The sequence below is a fragment of the Pseudomonas sp. Pc102 genome, from assembly GCF_018408275.1.
Classification (GTDB): Bacteria; Pseudomonadota; Gammaproteobacteria; order Pseudomonadales; family Pseudomonadaceae; genus Metapseudomonas; species Metapseudomonas tohonis.
The window spans coordinates 4,475,812-4,498,466 of the sequence record NZ_AP021905.1; the positions used below are offsets into that span (position 1 = coordinate 4,475,812).

Genomic DNA, 22,655 nt, shown 5'->3' on the forward strand with positions numbered 1-22,655 from the left:
GCGATGGACCTCGAGCGGATCAGACGCAAGCGCCAGAAGAACGTTCAGGAGCAGGCCCTGCTCCGGCGTGAAGGGCTGCGACTGACCGCCGAGTACTACCGCAACCAACCAGACGAATTGCCTCGCGTGCTCCTGCACCACCCGCAGGCACTGGGGATCGACTGGAGCAGCACCATCATGGTCGACCTGCATATAGAGCATTACGGCGGTCATTCAGTCAGAGGCCTGCTGCTGACCCAAGACTGCCGGTTCATTGAGTTCGACCTCGATACCAACGAGGACTACTCCGAGCTGGATGCCAAAGGCCGCAACCTTTGGCATGACGTGACAGAGCAGACCTCGACCTCCCGCCATAACCGCGGGACGGGTGTCAGCGACGGTGCCTGGGCCCTGGAAGTCCAACGCCAGCTCAACGGAGAGGCCAGCGAGAATGCATAACGGCAGCTGCCTGTGCGGCGCGGTGAAGTACCAGATCGACGCGCCCATCGAATCCGCCACCCATTGCCATTGCAGCCAGTGCCGCAAGGGCCATGGCGCCGCGTTCGCCACCTACGGCAACGTGCGCTGGAGCAGCTTCCGCTGGACCGCGGGCGAGGACCTGGTGACCCGTTATCACTCCAGCCCCGGCGTCACCCGCAGCTTCTGCCGGCAGTGCGGCGCCACCCTGCAGTGGTACAGCGACAACGCCCACCCCAACTGGGTGTCGATCGCCCTGGGCACGCTGGATTCGCCCCTGGGCGAGATCCCGCAGAAACACATCTACCCCGAATCCAAGGCCGACTGGTACGCAATAGCCGACGGCCTGCCCCGGGAACCCCGTTCCTGAGGCCAACCAGCAAGAGGGCGCAGCCATGCTGCTCAACCTGTTCAACGAAATGCGCGCGGCCAAGGTGCCGGTCTCCGTCCGCGAGCTGCTGGACCTGATCAACGCGCTGAAGCACAACGTGGTGTTCGCCGACATGGACGAGTTCTACTTCCTGTCGCGCACCATCCTGGTCAAGGACGAGCGCCATTTCGACAAGTTCGACCGGGCCTTCGGCGCCTACTTCAAGGGCCTGGAAAACCTCAACCAGCACATCGAGGCGCTGATCCCCGAGGAATGGCTGCGCAAGGAGTTCGAGCGCATGCTGACCGACGAGGAGCGCGCGCAGATCCAGTCCCTCGGTGGCCTGGACAAGCTCATCGAAGAGTTCAAGAAGCGCCTGGAAGAACAGAAGGAACGCCACGCCGGCGGCAACAAGTGGATCGGCACCGGCGGCACCAGCCCCTTCGGCTCCGGCGGCTTCAACCCCGAGGGCATCCGCGTCGGCGACGCCGGCAAGCGCCAGGGCAAGGCCGCCAAGGTGTGGGACCAGCGCGAGTACAAGAACCTCGACGACCAGGTGGAACTGGGCACCCGCAACATCAAGGTCGCCCTGCGCCGCCTGCGCAAGTTCGCCCGCCAGGGCGCCCAGGACGAACTCGACCTGGACGGCACCATCGACCACACCGCCCGCGACGCCGGCCTGCTCAACATCCAGATGCGCCCCGAACGCCGCAACAGCGTGAAGCTCCTGCTGCTGCTGGACATCGGCGGCTCCATGGACGCCCACGTGAAGGTCTGCGAAGAACTCTTCTCCGCCTGCAAGACCGAGTTCAAGCACCTCGAGTACTTCTACTTCCACAACTGCGTGTACGAATCGGTGTGGAAGAACAACCTGCGCCGCACCTCCGAACGCACCTCCACCCTGGACCTGCTGCACAAGTACGGCCCGGACTACAAGGTGGTGTTCGTCGGCGACGCCGCCATGGCCCCCTACGAAATCACCCAGGCCGGCGGCAGCGTCGAGCACTGGAACGAGGAGCCGGGCTATGTGTGGATCAAGCGCTTCATGGAGAAGTACAAGAAGCTCATCTGGATCAACCCCTACCCCAAGGACACTTGGAACTACACTGCCTCGACCAACATCGTGCGCGAGCTGATCGAGGACCAGATGTACCCGCTGACGCTGAGCGGGCTGGAGGAGGGGATGAAGTTCCTGTCGAAGTGAAACGAAAACGGGCCCGGAAGGGCCCTTTTCCTTGACTGCTCTCGTGCTTTCAGAGGCCTGACAGAGCGCTACTGATTCACCTTTTTCGCCTTGCGCGGCGAAACCATAAATAGCAAAAGAGCGCGATCCAGGGGCCGTACTCACTGCGGACGGAGCTTCTATTGATCCACCGCCGGCGGTATGGACTGTGCGTTATGTTTCCGCAGGAAAGCCAATATTCGTGGCCGACTGTCGAAATACCGGTCGCTGTCGAACAGAAGTGAACCTTGCTCAGATATCGAGGCGTTCACATCAGCACCGCGCTCGATCAGCAACTCCAGCAGTTCCAGATGGCCGGCAGCACGCTCCATGAAGTCTTCGTCCTGCCAGAGCAAAGCCGCGCCCGTGGGCGTCAAATCCAGCAAAGAGCGCAAGATTGAGGCTCGCTGCTTACCACCATAGATAACAATCAGTCGCGCGAACTCGCATAACTCAACCAGGCATGGGGATAGATCAATCCCTCGTGCCAACGCGGCCTTGATCGACTTCTCCAGCCCGTATTCCAGAAGTTTAAGAATCAGCGGCTGGCCATCTACCTCTATATCCAGACTGGCACCTGCCTTGATACGCGTAGCCAAACGTACATCTTCACTATCAAGAACCAGGCTTTGAATTTCCTCGCGCTCAGACATTTGAACTGCGGGAAATTGCCTTCTGGAAATGGGTTCCCCGGCACGGTAGAAAAGCTCGCTCACATCGTCTGTTTGTCCGTGATAAATGCGAACCCGCACATACTTCGCTCCCCTGGCGTGCAATGCAGCGGCATGCCAAGACTCGAACATGCTTCCCGAGGAACCCTGAACCAGCAGATGCAGTGAGTTTCCTCTCCACTGGACATCGTTAACCCATGCGGGAGACCAATCGTCAGCCAGGCGCTGTAGATCACTCGGCCACTCTTCGGTTTCGCACGCATGACGAAATACGTGGTGAAGAGGAACCAAAGACTCCTGTTCATCAGCCAGACACGTAATAGTGAAGTCGTTGCTAGACATGCAGCCTCCTTGCTTAAAAAGAGTTGTTATCAGTGATCAGCCCTTCCATTTTTCCGCATCAGCTCCACAAGCTCTTCGAGGCTCTTGGCAATGCGCTCATTGGCCTCGGCAGTTCGCTGAGCCAGGTTACGCGTTCGCTACATGGCGATCCGCGGCATACAAACCAACATGAGCATCAGGGGGCCAAATGTGAAAAACAAACTGACCCATGGCGAGCCCCCGAGGCTCTCCCGGCGGTATCTTCCGACAACGAAAGTCCTGCCAGAAAAACGACCATGGAAACTTGCTTGAAAAGGGCTGACATAACGACTTCTTGCTTGTACTGGATCAGCCAATCAACGGCTGACGTAACGGATAACGGAGCGTCGTACCATTTCAGGCATAACGCGGCGGGCGATTCTATACAGCACCGCTGCGGATTGGCAGAACGCATTTCTGGGCCTGAGTAATCGCCACCAGACGAATACGACAGGTCCCACCACTCGCCAGGGTGCTCGGGACACGCGCCTCTGCCAATTGCGAGGCAGACTCCATGTCGGCAGACCGTGCGAGGAGGCCTAGCAGCCTGCCGGCTACCTGTACCGGTCTGTCAATCTCGCGCGGTCTGCCTCCTGACTCCATCAAAGTCAGACGCTACAGCCGCTTCGTCACGGCGGATCGCATGGGGAGACCTTCGGGTCTGCCGGCCCCTACTAGCCGGCTCGCCAACCTCATGTGATCCGCCACCATCACCGTCGGCACGGAAACCCCGGCCCAGGGCATTGGTCGTGCCCCTTGCCCTCCCTAGTCCACCTCCCTATCCTCCCTGCGTCGCGGTAAATCCCGCGACCGGGTTTGACAGCCCGCTTGCTCGGCGCGAATGCGCCAGAAGGTGCATGCGAAAAACGGCGGACGTTTTTTGCAGGCATCGGCACGCATGCAGCTTTCTTGGCTGCTCTGCTCTATGGCAGATCGCGCGGGGAGACCCTAGCGGGTCTGCCGGTCCGAGCCCGGTCTGTCAACCCCGTGCGGTCTGCCACCCTTCGAATGACAGCGAAGCGTGGCAGTTCCTCCATGTAGCTCGGGAGCAACACCATGCACGACGCATACACCCCCATCGTTTTCCAACGCCACAACCTTTTCCTGCGCACCGTGATGATCGACAACCAGCCCTGGCTGGTCGCGATCGATTTCGCCCGCCTCATCGGCGCGCTGCGCCCTAACCGGATGCCACGCCTGGTGGACCCGCACCAGCGCCGCGCCGTCGTGCTGCGGCATGCGAGCGGCGGCAGCGAAGAGGTGATTGCCATCAGCGAGGCCGGTGCGTACCGGCTGCTGTATCGCTTCGCCCATCCGGAACACCGCTGTATCAGCCGCTGGCTCAGCGAGGAAGTCGTACCAGCGCTGTACGACCGCCACCGCGACGACGAGGCGACGCCCCGGAGGGCCCATATGAGCTGGGCCAATCAGCGGATCGGCATTCTGAAATGGCAGGGGGATATCTGGATCGCCCGGCAGGATCTGCCGGTCTTCCTCGCCAGCCGGGACGAACCGGCACTCAGCGATGAGCCGAGCTGGAGGCGGATGCCCTTCACCGACTGGTAGTACAGGCTAAATACCTGTAGGGGCGAATTCATTCGCCCAGGGAGCGCGGAGCGATCCCCCATTGCAGCTTGGGTTTCGCTTCGCTCTACCCATCCCATGAGCGGTGGGAGTGGATTGGCCCGACCACCGGCTCGCACAAACGCGCACTGGTTTCACAATGCCTTCGAGGCATTCGGCTAAGGTGCCGCCATCCGCCCCACGGGGCTTAGCCAACAGATCGGACGACAGCATGGACACCCTCCGCGACGGCATCGATGCCTATAACCAGACCTACCTCGAGATCAACGGGGAAGAGGACGAGCTCTACACCGAAGGCCCCGCGTCGGAGGAGGATATCGAACAGCTGGCCGCCCTCACCGGCCCGCTGCCGGCGGAGCTGCAAGGCTTCTACCGCACCCTCGGCGCGCTGAAGAACCAGACCGAATCCGAGTCCCACTGTTTCTGGATTCCCGCCCCCGCCGAACTGGCGGACTGGCTGCGTGAGCAAGGCGGCTCGGCCGGGATCATCGACGTGATACGCGCCCATTGGGGCGGTGATCGCCCAGAGTTCGACGCGGGGCGCCACTTCGGCGCGGAGGAGATCGCGGCGCTGAATGAGCGCTTCATCGGCTACGGTTGGTACAGGGTGGCGGACATCCTCGAAGGCGCCCACTTCCTGTTCTTCGACCGCGACGGCCGCTTCGGCAGCCTGTATTACCACCAGGACGATTTCGCCAGTGCCAGTCAGGCGCTCAAGGCCATGCTGCGCGACGGCATCCCGGGCCAGCCGCTGGAGCAACTGCTGGGCAATGCCCTGGAAGAGGTGCGCGCCAGCATGGAGGAGTTCGGCTGACGCCGGCTCCCCTCCCCGCTTCAGTCCCAGGTGGGCGTTGATGGGCCAGGCGGCGCTCCGCTTCAGCCCACAGCTCCCACCCCGCCCCCCCCCTTAGGCCATATCGCTGCCGGCGAACTCTTCGCCGAGGAAGTCGATCAACGAGCGCACCGAGGGCAACAGCCCGCGCCGCGACGGGAAGATGGCGTGGACGATGCCGCACTTGGGCGAGAAGCCCGGCAGCATCTCCACCAGCGTGCCGTTGGCCAGGTCTTCACGCACCGCTACCCGTGGCAGGTGGGCGATGCCGACCCCGCCCAGCACGCCGTTGCGCAGCGCCAGCAGGTCATCGGTGACCATGCGCGGGCGATGCGGGATGGTCAGCCGCGCCCCGTCCGGGCCGAACAGTTCCCACTGGTAGTCCCGCTGCGCGCCGCCCCAGTGCAGGCTCGGCAGGCGGCCCAGTTCCTCCGGCGCGAAGCCTGCCGGCAACCGGGTGAGGAAGTCCGGCCGGCCCACCAGGCACTGGGTGCTGTCGGCCAGCACCTTCATCACCATGTCGGTGTTTTCCAGCGGCGGGAAGCGCACCCGCAGGGCGATGTCGAAGCCCTCGTGGAGCAGGTCCACCCGGCGGTTGGTGCTCTCGATGAACAGCTCCACCAGCGGGTACTTGAGCATGTAGCGGGTGAGCATCGGCCCGACCCAGGAGTTGAGCAGCGTGGTCGGGCAGGCGATGCGCACCAGGCCGCGCGGCTCGCAACGGTTGCGCTCGATCACCTCAGCCGCCCCTTCTGCCTCCACGCGCATGGCCACGCAGCGCTGGTAGTACTCCTGGCCGATTTCGGTGAGCGAGCAGTGCCGGCTGGTGCGGTGGATGAGGCGCACGCCGAGGCGCTCCTCGAGCTGCGCGATGCGCCGGCTGAGCTTGGACTTGGGCATGTCCAGCGCGCGGCCGGCGGGGGCGAAGCCGCCGTGCTCCACCACCTGGGTGAAGTAGTAGAGGGTGTTCAGGTCTTCCACGCTCGTTCTCCATATAGAACGCTAGAGGCAATTTTCGCAGTCTAGCGGATCAAGGGTGCCAAATTTAATCTTTCCTCCATGCAGTCAGCCACTGCAACGAAGCAGAGAACACCCACGCCAAACCGGCACCCCTTATCGAAAAGCGAGGAACGCACCATGACCCACTTCACCTACAACCGTCTCGATAAAGACAATGCCGTCGTCCTGCTGGTCGACCACCAGGCTGGCCTGCTGTCCCTGGTCCGCGACATCGAGCCGGACAAGTTCAAGAACAACGTCCTGGCCCTGGCCGACCTCGCCAAGTTCTTCAAGCTGCCGACCATCCTCACCACCAGCTTCGAAACCGGCCCCAACGGCCCGCTGGTACCGGAACTGAAAGCGCTGTTCCCGGACGCGCCCTACATCGCCCGCCCGGGCCAGATCAACGCCTGGGACAACGAGGACTTCGTCAAGGCGATCAAGGCAACCGGGAAGAAGCAGCTGATCATCGCCGGCGTGGTGACCGAGGTCTGCGTGGCCTTCCCGGCCCTCTCCGCCCTGGAGGAAGGCTTCGAAGTGTTCGTGGTGACCGACGCCTCCGGCACCTTCAACGAAATCACCCGCGACGCGGCGTGGAACCGCATGAGCCAGGCCGGCGCGCAACTGATGAACTGGTTCGGCGTCGCCTGCGAGCTGCACCGCGACTGGCGCAACGACGTGGAAGGCCTGGCCGCCCTGTGCTCCAACCACATCCCGGACTACCGCAATCTGATGACCAGCTACGCGGCGCTGACCGGCAACAAGTGATGGGCTGAAGCGGGGCCTGGAATGAAAAGCGGGAGCCTGGGCTCCCGCTTTTTTCTTCGACGGCCTCTTTCGTGAACGCGGTCATGCCTGTTCATCCAGCGAACGCTACGCTTTCCGGCGGGGTCATAAACACCATGGGCGGCAACGGGCCGGCATGCACGAGGACGCCGGTCAACGGGGGTAGCTTGAGGTCGATACCGTTCATCTTCTGGCTCTGCTGCTGCACGACGCTGCAGGCCGAACAGAGGGAAATCCTGCTCTACAGCTACCAGCAGAAACCGCCCTACGTGGTGGACGCCGGGCGCCGCCAGGGCCTGTATTTCGACCTGGCCGAGCGCCTCGAAGCGCAGATGCCCGACTACCGTTTCACGGTGCAGGAAATCCCGCGTCGGCGCCTGGACCTGTTGCTGAAGCAGGGCCAGCTCGACGGGCTGGTGGTGGGCGTGAGCCCGGACTGGTTCGCCGACGCCAGCCGCTACCGCTGGAGCCACGCCTTCATCGACGACGGCAACCTGCTGGTATCACGCCGCGAAGGAGCGGCCAGCCGATTGGGTATCGACGACCTCGCAGGCAAGCGCCTGGGGCTGGTGGGTGGGCACGCCTACCCGGAGCTGCAAGCGGTGCTGGCCAGCGGAAAGACTGAGCGGCAGAACGCCAACAGCGAGCTGGCCAACCTGGAGCGGCTGCTGCGTGGCTGGATCGACGCCACGGTGGTGGGCATGCGCACCCTGGACTACCAGGAGCACCAGCAGCCCGGGCTGCGCGAACGAATCCATGTCGCCGAGCCGGTGCTGTACCGCTACCGGCGCCAGCTGCTGGTGCCGGCCCGGTACGAGAAGGTGCTGCCGGCGCTGGACAAGGCCATCGATGCCCTGCCCAGCGACCCGGTATGGCTGAAGCGACAGAAACACTACTTCCCCTAGGCGCACGGCACGGCGCTCTGGGTAGAATGCCGCGCCCTCTCCCATCACGAATGCCCGACCATGAACGACGTCACCCTCGAACTGCTGCAGACCGGCCCCGAGCAGGCCGAGCTGATCCGCAACCTGTACCAGTTCTACGCCTACGAGTCCTCGGATTGGGAGGAGGAGGACGTGGAGGCGGACGGGCGTTTCTACATCCACGAGGAGCACCTGGCGCGTTACTGGCAGGAGCCGCAATGGAGCGCCAACCTGATCCTGGTGGATGGCTTCATCGCCGGCTTCCTGTTGATCGAACGCAGCGAGTTGCCAAGCATCGACGCCCTGGAGCTGGCGGACCTGTTCATCCTCAAGCGCTACCGCAGGCAGGGCATCGGCCGCCTGCTGGCGACCCAGGTGCTGATGGAGGGCGACCACAACTGGCTGGTGCGCTTCTACCGCGAGGACCAACCCGCCCAGGCCTTCTGGAGCGCAGTGCTGGACGGCTTGCCGAAGCCGGTGCGCACCATCGAGCCGGGTGACGACCCGCAGCTGCTGACCTACCTGGTGACCCGGGCGCTGCATTGAGGCCTGCGCTCCCGGGCTGAAGCCCGGGCTACGGTGGCTCCCTGGGTTGGCAACGCGGCCCGGCATCGCGGGTGGATGAAAAGAACGTCATCCACGCCCAGATAATCGCTGTGCTGCGAAATGATGGGTTTCGCTCCGCTCTACCCATCCTACGAATGCCGCCCCGTAGGATGGGTAGAGCTTTGCGAAACCCATGCTGTGCAGCTGCACGGAGTGCCCGGTAGAGCGTGGTCCACCCTTGTATCTCGACCCACTACCCGGCATGCCACCTCTTTACAGCTCGACCACCCGTCTCGCTTGCGGGGCCATGAGTGAACTAGGCGGGGTCGCGAATGGTCAGTTCGCTGTCGGCCCGAACCGGGTGGATGGCGTGGCCATTCGCCACCCGGGAAGCGGAAGCAGCGCAGGCTTCACCCACGATGAACGCGATGCTCGCCTGGCCGGCGCTTATCACGCCCGCACTTCGGGTTCCGTTCCATTGCCATGTGAAGATTGCCCCATGCCCCTGACCCGTCATCTGCTCGCCCGTGTTTCCTCGCTCTCCCCCCGCGCCCTCGGTGCCGGCCTGTTCAGTGGCCTGCTGTTGCTCGGCTCGCCCGCGCAGGCCGAGGAGAAGGCCGACACCACGCGCTGGGTCAGCGACAGCCTGAGCACTTACGTGCGCAGCGGCCCGACCGATGGCTACCGCATCGTCGGCACCCTCGTCTCCGGGCAGAAAGTCGAGCTGCTGAGCACCCAGGGCGACTACAGCCAGGTGCGCGGCGAGAACGGCAGCGCGGTGTGGATTCCCACCCGCGACCTGCAGCAGGTTCCTGGCCAGGCCGAGCGCCTGCCGCAACTGGAACAGAAGGTGAGCGAGCTGAGCGCGGAGCTGGAAGGCATCGACCAGACCTGGAAGACCCGCGTGCAAGGCATGCAGGAAACCATGGACTCGCGCAAGGCGCTGATCGACGAAGCCCAGGCCGCCCGCGCGACACTGGACAGCGAACTGAACCAGGCCCGCTCCGAGCTGCGCGAAGTGCAGGCGCAACTGGGCGACGAGAACAAGCAGGTGCTGATGCGCTACATGGTCTATGGCGGCAGCATCGCCGGTGCCGGCCTGCTCCTGGGCCTGATCCTGCCGACCATGCTGCGGGTCAAGCGCAAGCGCAGCGACCAGTGGGTGTGAGGGCCAGCGCCACCCTGCCCGCCTGCACCGTGTTCCCTGTTTCCAGTGATTCCCCGCGTTCGCGGGGATGACGGTGGGGAGATGGGAATACTGCGTTTTCCTGGCACCCCCGCGAGTGCCGGGCAATCGTGGGGTGGGTGGAGCCCACGCCGGTTCGCGACGAGGGTGACGCTCATGCCCAGCACGCCCCACGTCTCGTCACCCCCACGAACGCGGGGGCCCACCAAAAGAACGTCACCTAGGCGAAACGCAAGGTCACGCGACGGTTGTGGCGGCTCTTCTTCTCGATCTTGTCGCACACCACCTGGCCGATCTCCTGGGTATTGCGCACATGGGTGCCGCCACAGGGCTGGATGTCCACGCCGGGGATATCGACCACGCGCACCATGCCCTGCAGCACCGGCGGTGCCACGGCCTGGGTGCGGGTGATCTCCAGCACGGTGTTGTACTCGTTGGCCGGCAGCATGTGGGTGCGCACGTCGAGGGCGCCTTCGATCAGTTCGTTCAGCGCGTGGGTCAGGCGCTCCTTGTCCAGGGTCGACTCCGGCAGGTCGAAGTCCAGGCGGCCCTTGTCGGCGGCGATGCTGCAACCGGTGACCGGCGCATCGATGATCGAGCACAGGAGGTGCAGGCAGGTGTGCATCTTCATGTGCTGGTAGCGGCGCTCCCAGTCCAGGCATCCCTGCAGCTCGACACCGGCAGTGACTGGGCCGGCCCCTTCTTCCAGCTGGTGCCAGATCATCGAACGCAGCAGGGGGTCGCGCTGGGTGCCGACCACAGCCACCACCGAGCCATCGGGCAGCAGGAAGTGACCCTGGTCACCCGGCTGACCACCGCCGGTGGGATAGAACAGCGTCTGGTCCAGTGCCACGCCCTGGTCACTCACCGCGAGAACGCGGGCGGTGAAGGTGCGTTGGTAGGGCGCCTCGTCGAACAGGGCGCGGGTGTGCATGGCGAATACGGACATTTCAGCCTCCGATGCTCAGGAAGTAGGGTTGCAGCTGGGAACGCACCAGGGCGCTGAGCCCGGGCGGGTCGATCAGGGTGATGTCGTGGTCGGGGCCGATGATCCGCAGGTGCAGCGGGTAGCGCGGGGCCGGCAGGGCCAGGCCGATGCTGCGCAACCGGTACTGGCGGTGGTTGCGCTCCTGCACCGTGCACTCCAGGGCCATGCAGCCGAAGCGCCTGTGTTCGGCGTCCAGCACCAGCACCTCGCCGCTCTCGGGCAGCTCGCCCACCAGGTGCACGCGCTCGTTGAGGGCGAAGGCACCGAGGTAGCCGCAGTTGGACGACATCGACGCGCGCTGCATCTGCAGTTGGTTGACGATGCTCACCTTGGTGTTGGCCGGCACGTCGCGGGTGATCACGCACGCCGGACTGATGAACACGTTGTCGCCGATGCTGATGGGCCCGAGCAGGCGCGCCCCGGCGCCCACCTCCACCTGGTTGCCCAGGCGGGGATGGCGTTTGCCACCCGGGTTGTCGGCGATGCCCGAGGCGCCGAGGGTGACGCCGCTGAGCAGGTAGCAGTCGTCGCCGATCTCGCAGGTCTCGCCGATCACCGTGCCGAAGCCGTGGTCGAGCACGAAGCGCTTGCCGATGCGGGCAGCCGGGTGGATCTCGGCACCGGAGAGCAGCTTGCCGGTGCTGGCCAGCTTGTGCGCCATGGCCTCGCGCCCTTCCACCGCGCCACGCATCCATACCTGGTGCGCCAGGCGATGGAACAGCACCGCCTTGAAGGAGGCGTAGGAGCCGAGCACGAGGTCGATGCGACCGGCCGTGGCGGGGTCGCGCCGGGCATAGGCCTGGAGGTCTTCGGCCACCTGCTGCACGGCCTCGTCCATGATGCCGTCCAGGTGCGGCATGAGCAGGTCCAGGTCCGCCGGCTTGAGTGCATGCACCAACTGATCGAGCAGCTCGTCATAGAGCCGCAACCTGTCGAGATATCCCCACATCCTGTCGCCCTCCACAGGCTCGTTATTCGAAATGCGGCAGGTAGCCGTCCACACCGTCGTAGATCAGGGTCAGCACCCGGCTGCCGCGCGGCAGCTCGCCGGCCAGGCTGGCGATGGCCACCAGGTTGGCCGCCGAGGACAGCCCCAGGCTCACCGCGTCGCTGCGCATGGTGCGGCGCACGCGCTCCAGGCAATCCGCCTTGCCCACCTTGAGCATGCCGTCGAGCACCTCGAGGTTGAGGATGCTCGGCACCAGGCCGATGGACAGGCCCTGGATCTCGTGCGGCGCATGGCGATCGGCGAGCAGGTCGCACTGCTCCGGCTCGACGCCGAACACCCGCAGCGAAGGCCAGCGGGCCTTGAGCATCTCGCCCAGGCCGGTGATGTGGCCGCCGGTGCCGATGCCCGCCACCAGGCAATCGAGGGGGCGATCGGCGAAGTCGCGGAGGATCTCCAGCGCGGTGCTGCGCCGGTGGGTCTCGGGGTTGGCGGCGTTGCGCTGCTGGTTGAGCATCACGTAGCCGGGGTTTTCCAGTTGCAGCTCCATGGCTTTCTCGCCATGGGAGTTGTTGCCGAGGCGGCTGTCGGAGAGCACCACCTCGGCGCCGTAGAGGCGCAGCACCTTCTGTTTCTCGGGGCTGTAGTTGTCGGGGATCACCAGGACCACGCGGTAGCCGAGGATGTTGCCGGCGATGGCCAGGCCGATACCGGTGTTGCCACCGCTGGGCTCGATGATGGTCTGGCCGCTGCCGGGCACGAGAATGCCCCGGGCCTCGGCGTCGCGGACCATGCCCAGGGCGATGCGCGCCTTGTGGCTGCCGCCGGGGTTGAGCGACTCCAGCTTGGCGTACACCTCCAGCCCGGTTTCGGCGCTGAAGGCGGCCAGGCGCACAACGGGGGTCTCGCCGATGGCCTGGAGCAGGGATTCGTGGATCATCTCGCGCCTCCTCAGTACAGGGGCATGTCGGTGTCGACATCCCGTGCCCAGGCCTTGATGCCGCCCTGCAACACCTGGAGTTCGTTGAAGCCGGCGCCGAGCAGCAACTGGGCCGCGCGCTCGGCGCGGGTGCCGCCGTAGCAGACGATGCACAGGGGGCGCTGGCGATCCAGCTCGTCGAGGCGGGCGTCCAGCTCGCCCAGCGGCAGGTTCAGGCTGCCCGGCAGGCGGCACACTTCCAGCTCGTTGGCTTCACGCACGTCCAGCAGTTGCAGGTCGGCGCCACGGGCGAGCAGTTGCTGCAGCTCCAGCGCGGTGATGCGGAAGTCGGCCGGCAACGAGCTGGACGCGGGAATGCTGGATGTGCATGCCGAAACCTCCTCCTGCAGCGGCTGCATGCAGGTGCGCCCGGGCGAGCAGGAGGGGCAGTCGGCACGGCGCTTGAAGCGCACCTCGTTGAACTTCATGGCCAGGGCGTCGAAACGCATCAGCCGGCCCACCAGGGGCTCGCCGATGCCGAGGATCAGCTTCACCGCCTCGGTGGCCTGGAGCAGCCCGACCACGCCGGGCAGCACGCCGATCACGCCGCCCGCGCTGCAGTTGGGCGCGAGTTCGGCCGGCGGGCTCTTGGGAAACAGGCAGCGGTAGCACGGGCCTTGCTGGTGGTTGAACACGCTGATCTGCCCGTCGAAGCGGTGCAGCGCGCCGTACACCAACGGCCGGCCCAGCAGCACGCAGGCGTCGTTGACCAGGTAGCGGGTGGCGAAGTTGTCGGTGCCGTCCACCACCAGGTCGTAGTCGCCTACCAGCTTGAGGGCGTTGTCGGGGGTCAGGGCGCAGTCATGGGCGTCGATGCGGATGTCGGGGTTGAGGTCCAGCAGGCGGCGGCGCGCCGACTCGACCTTGGGCAGGCCCAGGGTGCTGGTGCCGTGCACCACCTGGCGCTGCAGGTTGCTGGCCTCGACGCGGTCGAAGTCCACCAGCCCGAGGGTGCCGATACCGGCGGCGGCGAGGTACAGGCTCACCGGGGAGCCCAGGCCGCCGGTGCCGATGATCAGCACCCGTGACTTCTTCAGGCGCAACTGGCCCTGGCGACCGACGTCGGGCAGGGTGATGTGGCGCACGTAGCGACGCACCTCGTCGTTGCTCAGCTCATCGCTGTCCAGGCCGCCGGAGGTGGCCAGCATGATGTCCAGCTCGACGCCCGCCTCCAGCGGGCTGTCGCCATCCACCAGCTCGCCGTTGGCGCTGAGCAGGAAGTGCTCCTTGAACTGGTCGTTTCCATAGAACAGGTGGTCACGCAGGCCCGCATGGCGGCTGCATATATCCTCGACCAGCTCGCGTACCGTGGTGCCCTGCCCTTGCAGGCGGGCATCCGGCAATTTGGCGACGCGTGCCAGTACATCCGGGAAGATCACCGTATTCATAGCCAACTCCTTTTATGCAGGTCGTTATGGGGTGCCGGGGTATTCCCGGCTGCAGACGAAGGATTCCCCGCTCCATTCGAACAACTTGGCGCCATGGGCCTGGCCGGCACGCACATCCACCACCAGATGGGCGACGGGATGGATGGGCTGGCCCATGAACAGCGCCTTGTCCTCGTCCTCGCGGCTGAAGTAGGCGCCTACGTCGGGGTGCGAGTGGTAGATCACCCGCACCGGGTTGTCGCTGCGCAGGCTGCGGTTGAGCAGCAGGGTGTCGGCCACCGCGAAGGTGAAGCCGGTGCTGGCGTCACGCCGGAACACCTCGGGGCTGCGCTGGTTGAGCAGGTTCTGGATGTTGCTGCCCAGGTGTACCCGGCCATCGGCGAAAACGAAGCCACAGCACTCCTCGGGGTAGGTCTCGCAGGCGTGCCGGTAGATGGGCTGCAGGGTGTCGCGATCGATCACGTCCATGTGGTCCTCGTTGTCAGGGCTTGCGCGTGAGGAATTTTTCAACGGGCAGCTTGGTGATGGCGAAGCCGGCGAGCAGGATCGCCGAGTACAGCGCCAGGTCGCGGGAGATGGCCTGCCCCTCGTACCAGGAGCCGATGACCACGGCGAACACCGGGAAGATGATGAAGACGAAGGAGAGGATCACCGGGCTCAGGCGCTTGAGCAGGAAGAAATAGACGATGAAGCCGCCGACCGATGCGCACAGCCCGAGGTAGGTCAGCGCCAGCCAGGAACGGGTGGTGACCTGGGCGAAGTCCGGCTGCTCCACCACCAGCCCGGCGAGGAACAGCATCGCCCCGGCGATCCCGATGGGCAGCGTGTTGTAGGTGATGACGCTGATGCCCTCGCCCTTCTGCTTGGTGATCACGTAGCACAGCGCGTGCATCACCGCGGCGGCGAGGATCGCCAGCACGCCGAGGAACTCCGCGTGGTCCAGGCGCAGGCCCTGGCTGCGCAGGATCATGAACAGGCTGCCGAAGCCGATGGCGATGCCCACCACCTGGGACAGGTAGATGCGCTCACGCAAGAACAGCGACGAGAAGATCAGGATGAACACCGGCATGCAGCTGAACAGCAGCGCCGTCAGCCCCGAGGAGACGTGCATCTCGCCGTAGTTCAGCAGGTAGTACGGAATGCCGAAGTAGCTCAGGGTGACGAAGGCGAAGAAACCCAGCCGCTCGCGGGGGAAGAGGATCGAGTCGCCGCGGATCAGGGCGAAGCAGATGAACAGCGGGAAGGCGATGAGGAAGCGCAGGCCGGAGGAGGTCAGGGGCGGCACGCTCTCCACGGCGATCTTGATGCCCAGCCAGGTGGTCCCCCAGCTCAGGCAGACCACGAGGAACAGCAGGCTGGTGATGAATCCGGCCAACCAGTGCTTTTGCGATTTTCCGGTGTTTTCAATTACGGCGGACATTGGCATGATGGCAATTCATCCTTGCTGCTAAATTGACCTCTAAAACCTGGGTATCAATCACTGATTGACACAGCTCAATCAGGCTATTAGGACGAAAAATGGCTGTCAAACCAATTATTGACACGGTGTCAATTCTGAAATCAGCGCTGGATTCCGGCCAGGGCGCGAAATACAAGCGCCTCGCCGGAGCCATGGAAATCAGGATTCTCGAGGGCACTCTGGAAGGCGGCGCCAAGCTGCCGCCGCATCGCAACCTGGCCGACCGCCTGGGGGTGACCATCGGCACCGTCAGCCGCGCCTACGCCGAACTCGAACGCATGGGCCTGGTGATAGCCCGCGTCGGCGACGGCACCTTCGTCCGCCGGCGGGGGCTGGAGCGCAAGCGTGACGAGGGCTTCCGCAACTTCATCGAAGAGGCGCCGGAGCTCTACGACATGAGCCGCAACATGCATATCCCGGGGCATGAGACGGCCTTCCTGGCGCAGAGCCTGCTGGACCTGGCCAACGACCCGCAGACCCTGCAGGACCTGACCCGCTACACGCCGGACACCGGCCTGCCCCGCTACCGCCAGGTGGGTGCGAACTGGCTCGCCCACGGCGACTTCCTGCCCCAGGCCGACCAGGTGCTATGCGTCAACGGCGGCCAGCACGGGCTGCTCTGCACCCTGATGGGCCTGCTGCGCGCCGGGGACATCCTGGTCACCGAGCAGCTCACCTACCCGGGGCTGATCACCCTCGCGCGGATGCTCGGCATCAAGCTGCTCGGCGCCGACATGGACGAGGAAGGCCTGGTCCCCAGCTCCCTCGACGAGATCTGCCGCAACAACCGGGTGACCGCGCTCTACTGCACCCCGACCATCCAGAACCCGACCACCGGCGTGCTCTCGCACCAGCGCCGCGACGCCATCGCGCGCCTGTGCCGCGAGCACAACCTGCTGATCATCGAGGACGAGGCCCATGCGGTGCTGGTGGAGGATCGCCCGCCACCCCTCAGCCACTACGCGCCGGAACGCACCATCCTCATCAGCAGCCTGAGCAAGGCGGTGGCCGCCGGCCTGCGGGTGGGCTACCTGCACGCGCCGACGGCGCTGGTCAGCCGCATCGCCGCCGCGCTGCGCGCCACCTGCTGGATGGCCACGCCGCTGGCGCTGGAGCTGTCGACGCTATGGATCGAGAACGGCACGGCACAAAAGCTGCTGAGCCAGCAGATCAACGAGATCGGCCGGCGCAAGGCGCTGGTGGAGCGGCTGCTGGACGGGCTGAACTACCGCACCCATCCACAGAGCCCGCACTTCTGGATCGAAGTGCCGGAAGCCTGGCGCGCCGCCGATATCGAAGCCGACCTGAAGCTGAAGAACTACCTGATCACCGCCGCCGAGGCCTTCGCCGTGGGCCGCGCCACGGTGCCGCAGTTCGTCCGCGCCAGCGTCAGCAACGCTTCCAGCAACGACCAGTTGCTCTACGAGGGCTTCCTCACCCTGGCCAGTACCTTGCGCGAGGAGGCCAATCGCTTCGGGCTGTGAGCCGTTGCCTGAGGGGGCCCGACCTACGCGCTGTATCTGGGCTTTCAAGTGGATCCCCGCGTTCGCGGGGATGACGGTGTGTGCTGAAAGCGCCCCGCCCCCTCGTCACCCTGGCGAACGCGGGGCTCCTGGCCTGCCGGGGGGGCGAGACGCGACCGGAGCAGTCGGGTTGCACCCGACCTGCGCCAATGCGCAGCGCCGCAAGCGCTCGGTGAAACCCGCGTTCGCGGGATGACGGTGCGTGCTGGAAGCTCCCCGCCCTCTCGTCACCCCCGCGAACGCGGGGGCCCACCGGCCAGCAGGGTGGGCTTCAGCCCGCCAGGGGGGTTCAGCGCCAGTGCCGCTGCTGCACGCGCTTGCCGTTGCCGCCGGCGAGCAGGGCGAGACCGAGGAGCAGGCTCTCCACCACCCAGGCCAGCAGCAGCGCGCAGACGATGCCCCAGGCCATCGCCTCGGGCACCAGCAGCACCTGGTAGCTGTAGGCGTTGGCGGTTTCCAGCAGCAGGTCGTGATCGGCCCCCGTCGCCACGTGCCAGGTGCGGGCGTACCAGGGGCCCTGCATGGCTTGCCACTCGCGCTGCAGCAAGGCGTCACGGTTGACCAGGGTGGCCACGCTGTCGGCGTCGCTGCGCATCACCGGGTCGTTGCTCGCGCGGTAATGCGCCACCAGTGCCGCAAGGTCGCCGTCGAAGAATTTCTGGGCGGTCTCGCGGAAGCCCTTGAGTCCGTTCTCCGCCTCCAGGCGATGGGCTTCGACGCGCTTGGCATAGTCGTCGACGAACCCGGGCACCTGCACGCCGATCAGCAGGCCCAGGGCGAACAGCGCCAGTCGCAGGTAGCTACGCAGCATCGATAATCCCCTTCTCGTCAGGTCTGCCCGGACGCCAGGCACTCGCCACGTCGCCACAGGCTCCAGGCGCCGGGCTGGTAGAGCGTCCAGGTCTCGTTGTCGGTCAGTGGCTCGGTGGCGATCACCGTGACCACGTCGTTGGGTGTGGTTTCGGACTGGAAGTCCACGGTCAGGTCCGCGTCCTTCAGCCGCGCCGGGCCGAAGGGTGCACGCCGGGTGATCTGCGCCAGTTTGGTGGTGCAGAAGCAGAACAGCCAGTCGCCGTCGCTGAGCAGGCAGTTGAACACGCCGCGGCTGCGGTATTCGGAGCAGGCCTGCACCAGCACCGGCAGCAGCACTTCAACCGGCACCGGCTCGGGAAAGCCCTGGCGCACCCGGTTGAGCAGGTCGCAGAAGGCCGCCTCGCTGTCGGTGTCGCCCACCGGCCGATAGAAGCTGGCGGCCGGATGGAAGTCGGCGAGCTGGCCGTTGTGGGCGAAGCACCAGTTGCGCCCCCACAGCTCACGGACGAAGGGATGGGTGTTGGCCAGGCTGACCTTGCCGACGTTGGCCTGGCGGATATGGCCGATGACCGTCTCGCTCTTGATCGGGTAGCGCTGCACCAGGCGCGCCACCTCGGAGTCGACGCTGGCGGAAGGGTCCTGGAACAGGCGCAGGCCACGGCCCTCGTAGAAGCCGATGCCCCAGCCGTCACGGTGCGGGCCGGTGCCTCCGCCGCGCTGCATCAGGCCGGTGAAGCTGAAAACGATATCGGTGGGCACGTTGGCGCTCATGCCGAGCAATTCGCACATGGTTCAGGGCTCTCGTTTCAATGCCTGTCGCAGTTGTTCGGCCTCCCGCGCCAGCCGGGCCTTGATGCGGGCGCGGCCGAAGGGCAGGAAGCGGGTGAGGATACGCCAGAGCAGCGCAGCCAGGTCGCCCCGTTGCCGGGGAATCAGGTGCAGGTGCAGATGGGGCACGTGCTGGTTGGAGTCGGGGCCGTCGTTGATCAGCAGGTTGATGCCCTGGCGACCATAGCCCGCCCTGCGCAACGCCTCGCCCATATGTAGGGCCTGGTCCACCAGGCGCTGGCGCGCCGGGGTGCCGAGGTCGGCGAGGTACGGCGCGTGCTCGCGGGCCACCACCAGTACGTGGGCGGGCCGCAGGGGGAAGATGTCCAGCAGCACCAGGAAGTGCTCGTCCTCGTGCAACAGGTGGGCCGGCAGCTTGCCGGCGGCGATGGCGCAGAACACACAATCCATGGGCATTCCTCGTGAGCGCTCGGCGCGCCGCCGGTATCAGAGACGCGGTTCGATGCGCAGGCGACGGTCGCCCCGGTCGTCGAGGCGGGTATCCACGCGCTCGTTCGAGTCACGCTCCATCAGCTGGCGCAGGGTCGGCTCGTCTTCCTCCTCGTCCACCGCGGCCGGCTTCTCGCGCTCGGCGCGACGGGCACGGATGGCGCGCTCGATGGGCCAGCGGATGGCGACGAAGATGAGGTAGAGCACCAGGCCGATCATGCCGTACATGGCCAGGTCGGAAACCGCCTTCCAGGCGTTGTTGCCCACCTTGAACACGATGTCCAGCGCGGTGACCGCCACCGCCGGCGCGTAGAGGTCGCGACCGGGGTCGACGGGAGTCGGGGTCAGCAGCAGTACGGCGACTATCAGGCGCAGGGGCTCGCGCAGCCAGCGCCACATCCAGCCGGTGGCGCGGAAGCTCACCAGCAGGCAGCCCAGGGCCGCGACGCCATAGGCGCCCCAGGCGAGGAGATAGTCGTGTTCGTTCATGGGCTTCCATGGCAAGGCGGGCAAAGGGGCGCTTATGATAGCGACTTTTCCGAAGCCCGGCGTCCCCGCCGTCGCCCGGCCCGCAACGCCTAGCCGTGAGAACCGCCATGTCCGAAGCCCCCATCGCCCGCATCCAGGCCGGAGCCGATCCCTACCGCTGGCTGGAGGAACGCGACGCCCCCGAGGTGCTCGATTACCTGAAGGCGGAGAACGCCTGGCTCGACGAGCGCCTGGCCGACGAAGCGCCGCTGCGAGACGCGCTGTTCGAGGAGATCCGTGGGCGCATACGCGAGACCGACCTCTCCCTCCCCACGCCCTGGGGCCCCTACCTCTATTACCAGCGCACCACCGCCGGCGACGAATACCCGCGCCACTACCGCTGTGCGCGCCCGGCCGAAGGCTTCGAGGTGGACGAGGCCAGCGAACAGCTGCTGCTCGACCCCAACGCCCTGGCCGATGGCGGCTTCCTCTCCCTCGGCGCCTTCAGCGTCAGCCCGGACCACCGCCTGCTGGCCTACAGCCTGGACACCAGCGGCGACGAGATCTACCGCCTCTACGTCAAGGACCTGGTCGAGGGCAGCCTCACCGCCCTGCCCTTCGACGACTGCGACGGCAGCATGACCTGGGCCAACGACAGCCGCACCCTGTTCTTCGGCGAGCTGGACGACACCCACCGCCCGCACCGCCTCTACCGCCACCGCCTGGGCGAGGCCGACGCCGAACTGGTGTTCGAGGAGGCCGACGGTCGCTTCTTCCTCGGCTGCCACCGCGCCAGCTCCGAGCGCCAGCTGGTGCTGATGCTGGGCAGCAAGACCACCAGCGAGAGCTGGGTGCTGGACGCCGACACCCCCGACGGCGACTTCCGCTGCCTGGCCCCGCGCGAGGAAGGCCACGAGTACTACGCCGACCACGGCCAGGTGGACGGCCAGTGGTGCTGGCTGATCCGCAGCAACCAGACCGGCATCAACTTCGCCCTCTACCAGGCCCCCGAGGCGACACCCGAGCGCGCCCATTGGCGCGAGCTGATCGCCCACGACCCCGACTGCATGCTCGACGGCGTGGGCATGAACGCCGGCGCCTTCACCCTCAGCCTGCGCGAGGGTGGCCTGCCGATCATCCAGGTGCACCCACGCGGCGCCGCGCCGTACCGCGTGCAGCTGCCGGACGCGGCCTACAGCCTCTATGTGCAGGACGGCATGGAGTTCGACAGCCCGGTGATCCGCCTGCGCTACGAGGCACTCAACCGCCCCGCCCAGGTCCGCGAGCTGCGCCTGGCCGACGGCGAGCAACGGGTGCTCAAGCAGACCCCGGTGGAGGGCCCCTTCGACGCCGACGCCTACGTCAGCCAGCGCCTCTGGGCCACCGCCGCCGACGGCACCCGCGTGCCCATCAGCCTGGTCGCCCGCCGCGACGTGCTGGGCCAGCCCGCGCCGCTCTACCTCTACGGCTACGGCGCCTATGGCGAGAGCCTCGACCCCTGGTTCTCCCACGCCCGCCTGAGCCTGCTGGAGCGCGGCTTCGTCTTCGCCATCGCCCATGTGCGCGGCGGCGGCGAACTGGGGGAAGCCTGGTACCGCGCCGGCAAGCTGGAGCACAAGACCAACAGCTTCGATGACTTCATCGCCTGTGCCGAGCACCTGATCGGCGCAGGCCTGACGACCCGCGAGCAACTGGTGATCAGCGGCGGCAGCGCCGGTGGCCTGCTGATGGGCGCCGTGCTCAACCAGCGCCCGGACCTGTTCGCCGCCGCCATCGCCGAAGTGCCCTTCGTCGACGTGCTCAACACCATGCAGAACCCCGACCTGCCGCTGACCGTGACCGAATACGACGAGTGGGGCGACCCGAACGAGCCCGAGGTGTTCGAGCGCATCCGCAGCTACGCGCCCTACGAGAACGTGCGCGCCCTGGCCTACCCGGCGCTGCTGGTGGTGGCCGGCTACAACGACTCCCGCGTGCAGTACTGGGAAGCCGCCAAATGGGTGGCCAGGCTGCGTGCCACACGCACCGACGACAACCTGCTGCTGCTCAAGACCGACCTCGGCGCCGGCCATGGCGGCATGAGCGGGCGCTACCAGGCGCTGCGCGACGTCGCCCTGGAATACGCCTTCCTGCTCAAGGTGCTGGGGCTGACCGGCCAATGAAGGTACGCGGATGAAGGTGCAGCGCCTGCTGTTCATCTGTGGGCAGAACCGCCTGCGCAGCCCCACCGCGGAGCAACTGTTCGCCAGTTGGCCGGGGATCGAGACCGACTCCGCCGGCCTCAAGGCCGAGGCCGAAACCCCGGTGACGCCCGAGGCCCTGGCCTGGGCCGACCTGATCCTGGTGATGGAGGGCAGCCACCGACGCAAGCTCGCCGCCCGCTTCCCCGCCGCCCTCAAGGGCAAGCGCGTGGTCAGCCTGGATATCCCCGACGACTACGAGTACATGGACCCGGCCCTGGTGGAGCTGCTCGAGGCCCGGGTGCCGCCGCTGCTGCGCTAGGGCGCCGGCTTTTTCTCACTGCCTCCCAATCCCTTGCTGTTGCGATCCAGCTGCTCCTGCAGCACCGGAATGCGCTCGTCGCGCGGGTCCGCCTGGCGCGTGGTCGGCGGGTTGACCAAGAGCGGCGGGCTGCCCGAACGCGGCGCAGCCGCAGGAAGGCTCGGCGGGCTCGCCTGGGGATAGGGTTGCGGCGTGGCCGTACCGGGCGAGCCCGGTGCCGGCGTGCCGGGCGAGCGCAGCAACGGCGGCTGTTGCGCCTGGATGCCACAACTGACCGCGACCAGCGCCGCGAATGCGAGCACAATGGCGCCCTTCATATGGACCTCCCGCCTATCGGCGTCGAAGTCCTCAGTCTAGTTGCCGGCACCCTGCCGGC

General features: G+C 66.1%; 23 protein-coding genes and 1 pseudogene. 12 read left to right on the plus strand and 12 right to left on the minus strand.

Features of this window, described 5'->3' with window-relative positions:
- The first annotated feature begins 3 nt into the window (after positions 1 to 3).
- From PHLH3_RS20350 to PHLH3_RS20360, 3 genes are read left to right on the plus strand one after another with little or no spacing between them, the layout of a single operon-like run.
- On the plus strand, positions 4 to 438 hold the full coding sequence (locus PHLH3_RS20350; protein WP_213625560.1) for a hypothetical protein: 435 nt from the start codon (positions 4 to 6) through the stop codon (positions 436 to 438).
- Positions 431 to 826: a GFA family protein gene (locus tag PHLH3_RS20355; RefSeq protein ID WP_213625561.1), complete on the plus strand. Its 396-nt coding sequence runs from the start codon at positions 431 to 433 to the stop codon at positions 824 to 826. Before PHLH3_RS20350 ends, PHLH3_RS20355 begins: the two co-directional genes overlap by 8 nt.
- 25 nt (positions 827 to 851) lie before the next feature.
- Positions 852 to 2,030 carry a VWA domain-containing protein gene (locus tag PHLH3_RS20360; protein ID WP_213625562.1) on the plus strand — a complete coding sequence of 393 codons (1,179 nt, stop codon included), beginning with the start codon at positions 852 to 854 and terminating at the stop codon, positions 2,028 to 2,030.
- A gap of 158 nt (positions 2,031 to 2,188) precedes the next feature.
- Here PHLH3_RS20360 and PHLH3_RS20365 read toward each other — a convergent pair whose 3' ends face one another.
- Positions 2,189 to 3,061 (minus strand): hypothetical protein, encoded by an 873-nt coding sequence (locus tag PHLH3_RS20365; RefSeq protein WP_213625563.1) that lies wholly within the window; start codon positions 3,059 to 3,061, stop codon positions 2,189 to 2,191.
- Positions 3,062 to 4,135: 1,074 nt separating this feature from the next.
- On the opposite strand from PHLH3_RS20365, the gene PHLH3_RS20370 reads away from it, so the two are divergent.
- Together PHLH3_RS20370 and PHLH3_RS20375 are read left to right on the plus strand one after the other, a co-directional pair.
- A complete protein-coding gene (locus PHLH3_RS20370; protein ID WP_213625564.1) occupies positions 4,136 to 4,645 on the plus strand; it encodes a BRO family protein in 510 nt (169 codons plus the stop codon).
- A 229-nt stretch (positions 4,646 to 4,874) separates the two neighbouring features.
- Positions 4,875 to 5,477, plus strand: coding sequence for a hypothetical protein (locus PHLH3_RS20375; protein ID WP_213625565.1), 603 nt, complete (start codon positions 4,875 to 4,877; stop codon positions 5,475 to 5,477).
- Positions 5,478 to 5,570: 93 nt separating this feature from the next.
- On the opposite strand, the gene PHLH3_RS20380 is transcribed toward PHLH3_RS20375, so the two are convergent.
- Entirely contained in the window at positions 5,571 to 6,476 is a 906-nt protein-coding gene (locus PHLH3_RS20380) for a LysR substrate-binding domain-containing protein (protein WP_213625566.1), read from the minus strand.
- A 156-nt stretch (positions 6,477 to 6,632) separates the two neighbouring features.
- Here PHLH3_RS20380 and ycaC point away from each other — a divergent pair, with 156 nt between their 5' ends.
- The 4 genes from ycaC (at position 6,633) to PHLH3_RS20400 (ending at position 9,917) form a co-directional block, all read left to right on the plus strand.
- Positions 6,633 to 7,262 (plus strand): isochorismate family cysteine hydrolase YcaC, encoded by a 630-nt coding sequence (ycaC, locus tag PHLH3_RS20385; protein WP_175384284.1) that lies wholly within the window; start codon positions 6,633 to 6,635, stop codon positions 7,260 to 7,262.
- 185 nt (positions 7,263 to 7,447) lie between these two features.
- A complete protein-coding gene (locus PHLH3_RS20390; protein WP_213625567.1) occupies positions 7,448 to 8,185 on the plus strand; it encodes a transporter substrate-binding domain-containing protein in 738 nt (245 codons plus the stop codon).
- A gap of 60 nt (positions 8,186 to 8,245) precedes the next feature.
- Complete coding sequence (locus PHLH3_RS20395) at positions 8,246 to 8,749, plus strand: GNAT family N-acetyltransferase (RefSeq protein WP_213625568.1); 504 nt, start codon at positions 8,246 to 8,248, stop codon at positions 8,747 to 8,749.
- 499 nt (positions 8,750 to 9,248) lie between these two features.
- Positions 9,249 to 9,917 carry a TIGR04211 family SH3 domain-containing protein gene (locus PHLH3_RS20400; protein WP_173178036.1) on the plus strand — a complete coding sequence of 223 codons (669 nt, stop codon included), beginning with the start codon at positions 9,249 to 9,251 and terminating at the stop codon, positions 9,915 to 9,917.
- A gap of 238 nt (positions 9,918 to 10,155) precedes the next feature.
- On the opposite strand, the gene PHLH3_RS20405 is transcribed toward PHLH3_RS20400, so the two are convergent.
- From PHLH3_RS20405 to PHLH3_RS20425, 5 genes and pseudogenes are all read right to left on the minus strand, one after another.
- Positions 10,156 to 10,884 (minus strand): alanyl-tRNA editing protein, encoded by a 729-nt coding sequence (locus PHLH3_RS20405; RefSeq protein WP_213625569.1) that lies wholly within the window; start codon positions 10,882 to 10,884, stop codon positions 10,156 to 10,158.
- Position 10,885: 1 nt separating this feature from the next.
- Positions 10,886 to 11,872 (minus strand): serine O-acetyltransferase, encoded by a 987-nt coding sequence (locus PHLH3_RS20410; protein WP_213625570.1) that lies wholly within the window; start codon positions 11,870 to 11,872, stop codon positions 10,886 to 10,888.
- 22 nt (positions 11,873 to 11,894) lie between these two features.
- On the minus strand, positions 11,895 to 12,809 hold the full coding sequence (locus tag PHLH3_RS20415; RefSeq protein WP_213625571.1) for a PLP-dependent cysteine synthase family protein: 915 nt from the start codon (positions 12,807 to 12,809) through the stop codon (positions 11,895 to 11,897).
- A gap of 11 nt (positions 12,810 to 12,820) precedes the next feature.
- Positions 12,821 to 14,704: pseudogene (gene moeB / locus PHLH3_RS20420) on the minus strand (molybdopterin-synthase adenylyltransferase MoeB).
- Between the two features lie 13 nt (positions 14,705 to 14,717).
- Positions 14,718 to 15,611, minus strand: coding sequence for an EamA family transporter (locus PHLH3_RS20425; protein WP_173178033.1), 894 nt, complete (start codon positions 15,609 to 15,611; stop codon positions 14,718 to 14,720).
- A gap of 143 nt (positions 15,612 to 15,754) precedes the next feature.
- On the opposite strand from PHLH3_RS20425, the gene PHLH3_RS20430 reads away from it, so the two are divergent.
- On the plus strand, positions 15,755 to 17,179 hold the full coding sequence (locus tag PHLH3_RS20430; RefSeq protein WP_173178032.1) for a PLP-dependent aminotransferase family protein: 1,425 nt from the start codon (positions 15,755 to 15,757) through the stop codon (positions 17,177 to 17,179).
- A 328-nt stretch (positions 17,180 to 17,507) separates the two neighbouring features.
- Here PHLH3_RS20430 and PHLH3_RS20435 read toward each other — a convergent pair whose 3' ends face one another.
- The 4 genes from PHLH3_RS20435 to PHLH3_RS20450 are packed head-to-tail and all read right to left on the minus strand — an operon-like array spanning position 17,508 to position 19,798.
- Positions 17,508 to 18,029, minus strand: a complete 522-nt coding sequence (locus PHLH3_RS20435; RefSeq protein WP_213625572.1) for a DUF2937 family protein — start codon at positions 18,027 to 18,029, stop codon at positions 17,508 to 17,510.
- 17 nt (positions 18,030 to 18,046) lie between these two features.
- A complete protein-coding gene (locus PHLH3_RS20440; RefSeq protein ID WP_173178030.1) occupies positions 18,047 to 18,820 on the minus strand; it encodes a class II glutamine amidotransferase in 774 nt (257 codons plus the stop codon).
- Between the two features lie 3 nt (positions 18,821 to 18,823).
- Positions 18,824 to 19,270 carry an HIT family protein gene (locus PHLH3_RS20445; RefSeq protein ID WP_213625573.1) on the minus strand — a complete coding sequence of 149 codons (447 nt, stop codon included), beginning with the start codon at positions 19,268 to 19,270 and terminating at the stop codon, positions 18,824 to 18,826.
- 36 nt (positions 19,271 to 19,306) lie between these two features.
- Positions 19,307 to 19,798, minus strand: coding sequence for an MFS transporter (locus PHLH3_RS20450; protein WP_173178028.1), 492 nt, complete (start codon positions 19,796 to 19,798; stop codon positions 19,307 to 19,309).
- Positions 19,799 to 19,905: 107 nt separating this feature from the next.
- Here PHLH3_RS20450 and PHLH3_RS20455 point away from each other — a divergent pair, with 107 nt between their 5' ends.
- On the plus strand, positions 19,906 to 21,939 hold the full coding sequence (locus tag PHLH3_RS20455; RefSeq protein ID WP_213625574.1) for a S9 family peptidase: 2,034 nt from the start codon (positions 19,906 to 19,908) through the stop codon (positions 21,937 to 21,939).
- A gap of 16 nt (positions 21,940 to 21,955) precedes the next feature.
- The gene (locus PHLH3_RS20460) at positions 21,956 to 22,279 is read left to right on the plus strand and encodes a low molecular weight protein tyrosine phosphatase family protein (protein WP_173178042.1); all 324 of its coding nucleotides are present in this window, start codon (positions 21,956 to 21,958) and stop codon (positions 22,277 to 22,279) included.
- On the opposite strand, the gene PHLH3_RS20465 is transcribed toward PHLH3_RS20460, so the two are convergent.
- Positions 22,276 to 22,596, minus strand: a complete 321-nt coding sequence (locus tag PHLH3_RS20465; RefSeq protein ID WP_213625575.1) for a hypothetical protein — start codon at positions 22,594 to 22,596, stop codon at positions 22,276 to 22,278. The two genes, PHLH3_RS20460 and PHLH3_RS20465, sit on opposite strands and share 4 nt — an antisense overlap.
- Between the last annotated feature and the right edge of the window lie 59 nt (positions 22,597 to 22,655).

Coding starts and splice junctions, on each gene's coding strand:
- PHLH3_RS20455 (WP_213625574.1), top strand. CDS start 19,906: ATGTCCGAAGCCCCCATCGCCCGCATCCAGGCCGGAGCCGATCCCTAC.
- PHLH3_RS20445 (WP_213625573.1), bottom strand. CDS start 19,270: ATGGATTGTGTGTTCTGCGCCATCGCCGCCGGCAAGCTGCCGGCCCAC.
- PHLH3_RS20450 (WP_173178028.1), bottom strand. CDS start 19,798: ATGAACGAACACGACTATCTCCTCGCCTGGGGCGCCTATGGCGTCGCG.
- PHLH3_RS20465 (WP_213625575.1), bottom strand. CDS start 22,596: ATGAAGGGCGCCATTGTGCTCGCATTCGCGGCGCTGGTCGCGGTCAGT.
- PHLH3_RS20365 (WP_213625563.1), bottom strand. CDS start 3,061: ATGTCTAGCAACGACTTCACTATTACGTGTCTGGCTGATGAACAGGAG.
- PHLH3_RS20430 (WP_173178032.1), top strand. CDS start 15,755: ATGGCTGTCAAACCAATTATTGACACGGTGTCAATTCTGAAATCAGCG.
- PHLH3_RS20415 (WP_213625571.1), bottom strand. CDS start 12,809: ATGATCCACGAATCCCTGCTCCAGGCCATCGGCGAGACCCCCGTTGTG.
- PHLH3_RS20375 (WP_213625565.1), top strand. CDS start 4,875: ATGGACACCCTCCGCGACGGCATCGATGCCTATAACCAGACCTACCTC.
- PHLH3_RS20440 (WP_173178030.1), bottom strand. CDS start 18,820: ATGTGCGAATTGCTCGGCATGAGCGCCAACGTGCCCACCGATATCGTT.
- PHLH3_RS20360 (WP_213625562.1), top strand. CDS start 852: ATGCTGCTCAACCTGTTCAACGAAATGCGCGCGGCCAAGGTGCCGGTC.
- PHLH3_RS20395 (WP_213625568.1), top strand. CDS start 8,246: ATGAACGACGTCACCCTCGAACTGCTGCAGACCGGCCCCGAGCAGGCC.
- ycaC (WP_175384284.1), top strand. CDS start 6,633: ATGACCCACTTCACCTACAACCGTCTCGATAAAGACAATGCCGTCGTC.
- PHLH3_RS20435 (WP_213625572.1), bottom strand. CDS start 18,029: ATGCTGCGTAGCTACCTGCGACTGGCGCTGTTCGCCCTGGGCCTGCTG.
- PHLH3_RS20410 (WP_213625570.1), bottom strand. CDS start 11,872: ATGTGGGGATATCTCGACAGGTTGCGGCTCTATGACGAGCTGCTCGAT.
- PHLH3_RS20405 (WP_213625569.1), bottom strand. CDS start 10,884: ATGTCCGTATTCGCCATGCACACCCGCGCCCTGTTCGACGAGGCGCCC.
- PHLH3_RS20355 (WP_213625561.1), top strand. CDS start 431: ATGCATAACGGCAGCTGCCTGTGCGGCGCGGTGAAGTACCAGATCGAC.
- PHLH3_RS20350 (WP_213625560.1), top strand. CDS start 4: ATGGACCTCGAGCGGATCAGACGCAAGCGCCAGAAGAACGTTCAGGAG.
- PHLH3_RS20370 (WP_213625564.1), top strand. CDS start 4,136: ATGCACGACGCATACACCCCCATCGTTTTCCAACGCCACAACCTTTTC.
- PHLH3_RS20400 (WP_173178036.1), top strand. CDS start 9,249: ATGCCCCTGACCCGTCATCTGCTCGCCCGTGTTTCCTCGCTCTCCCCC.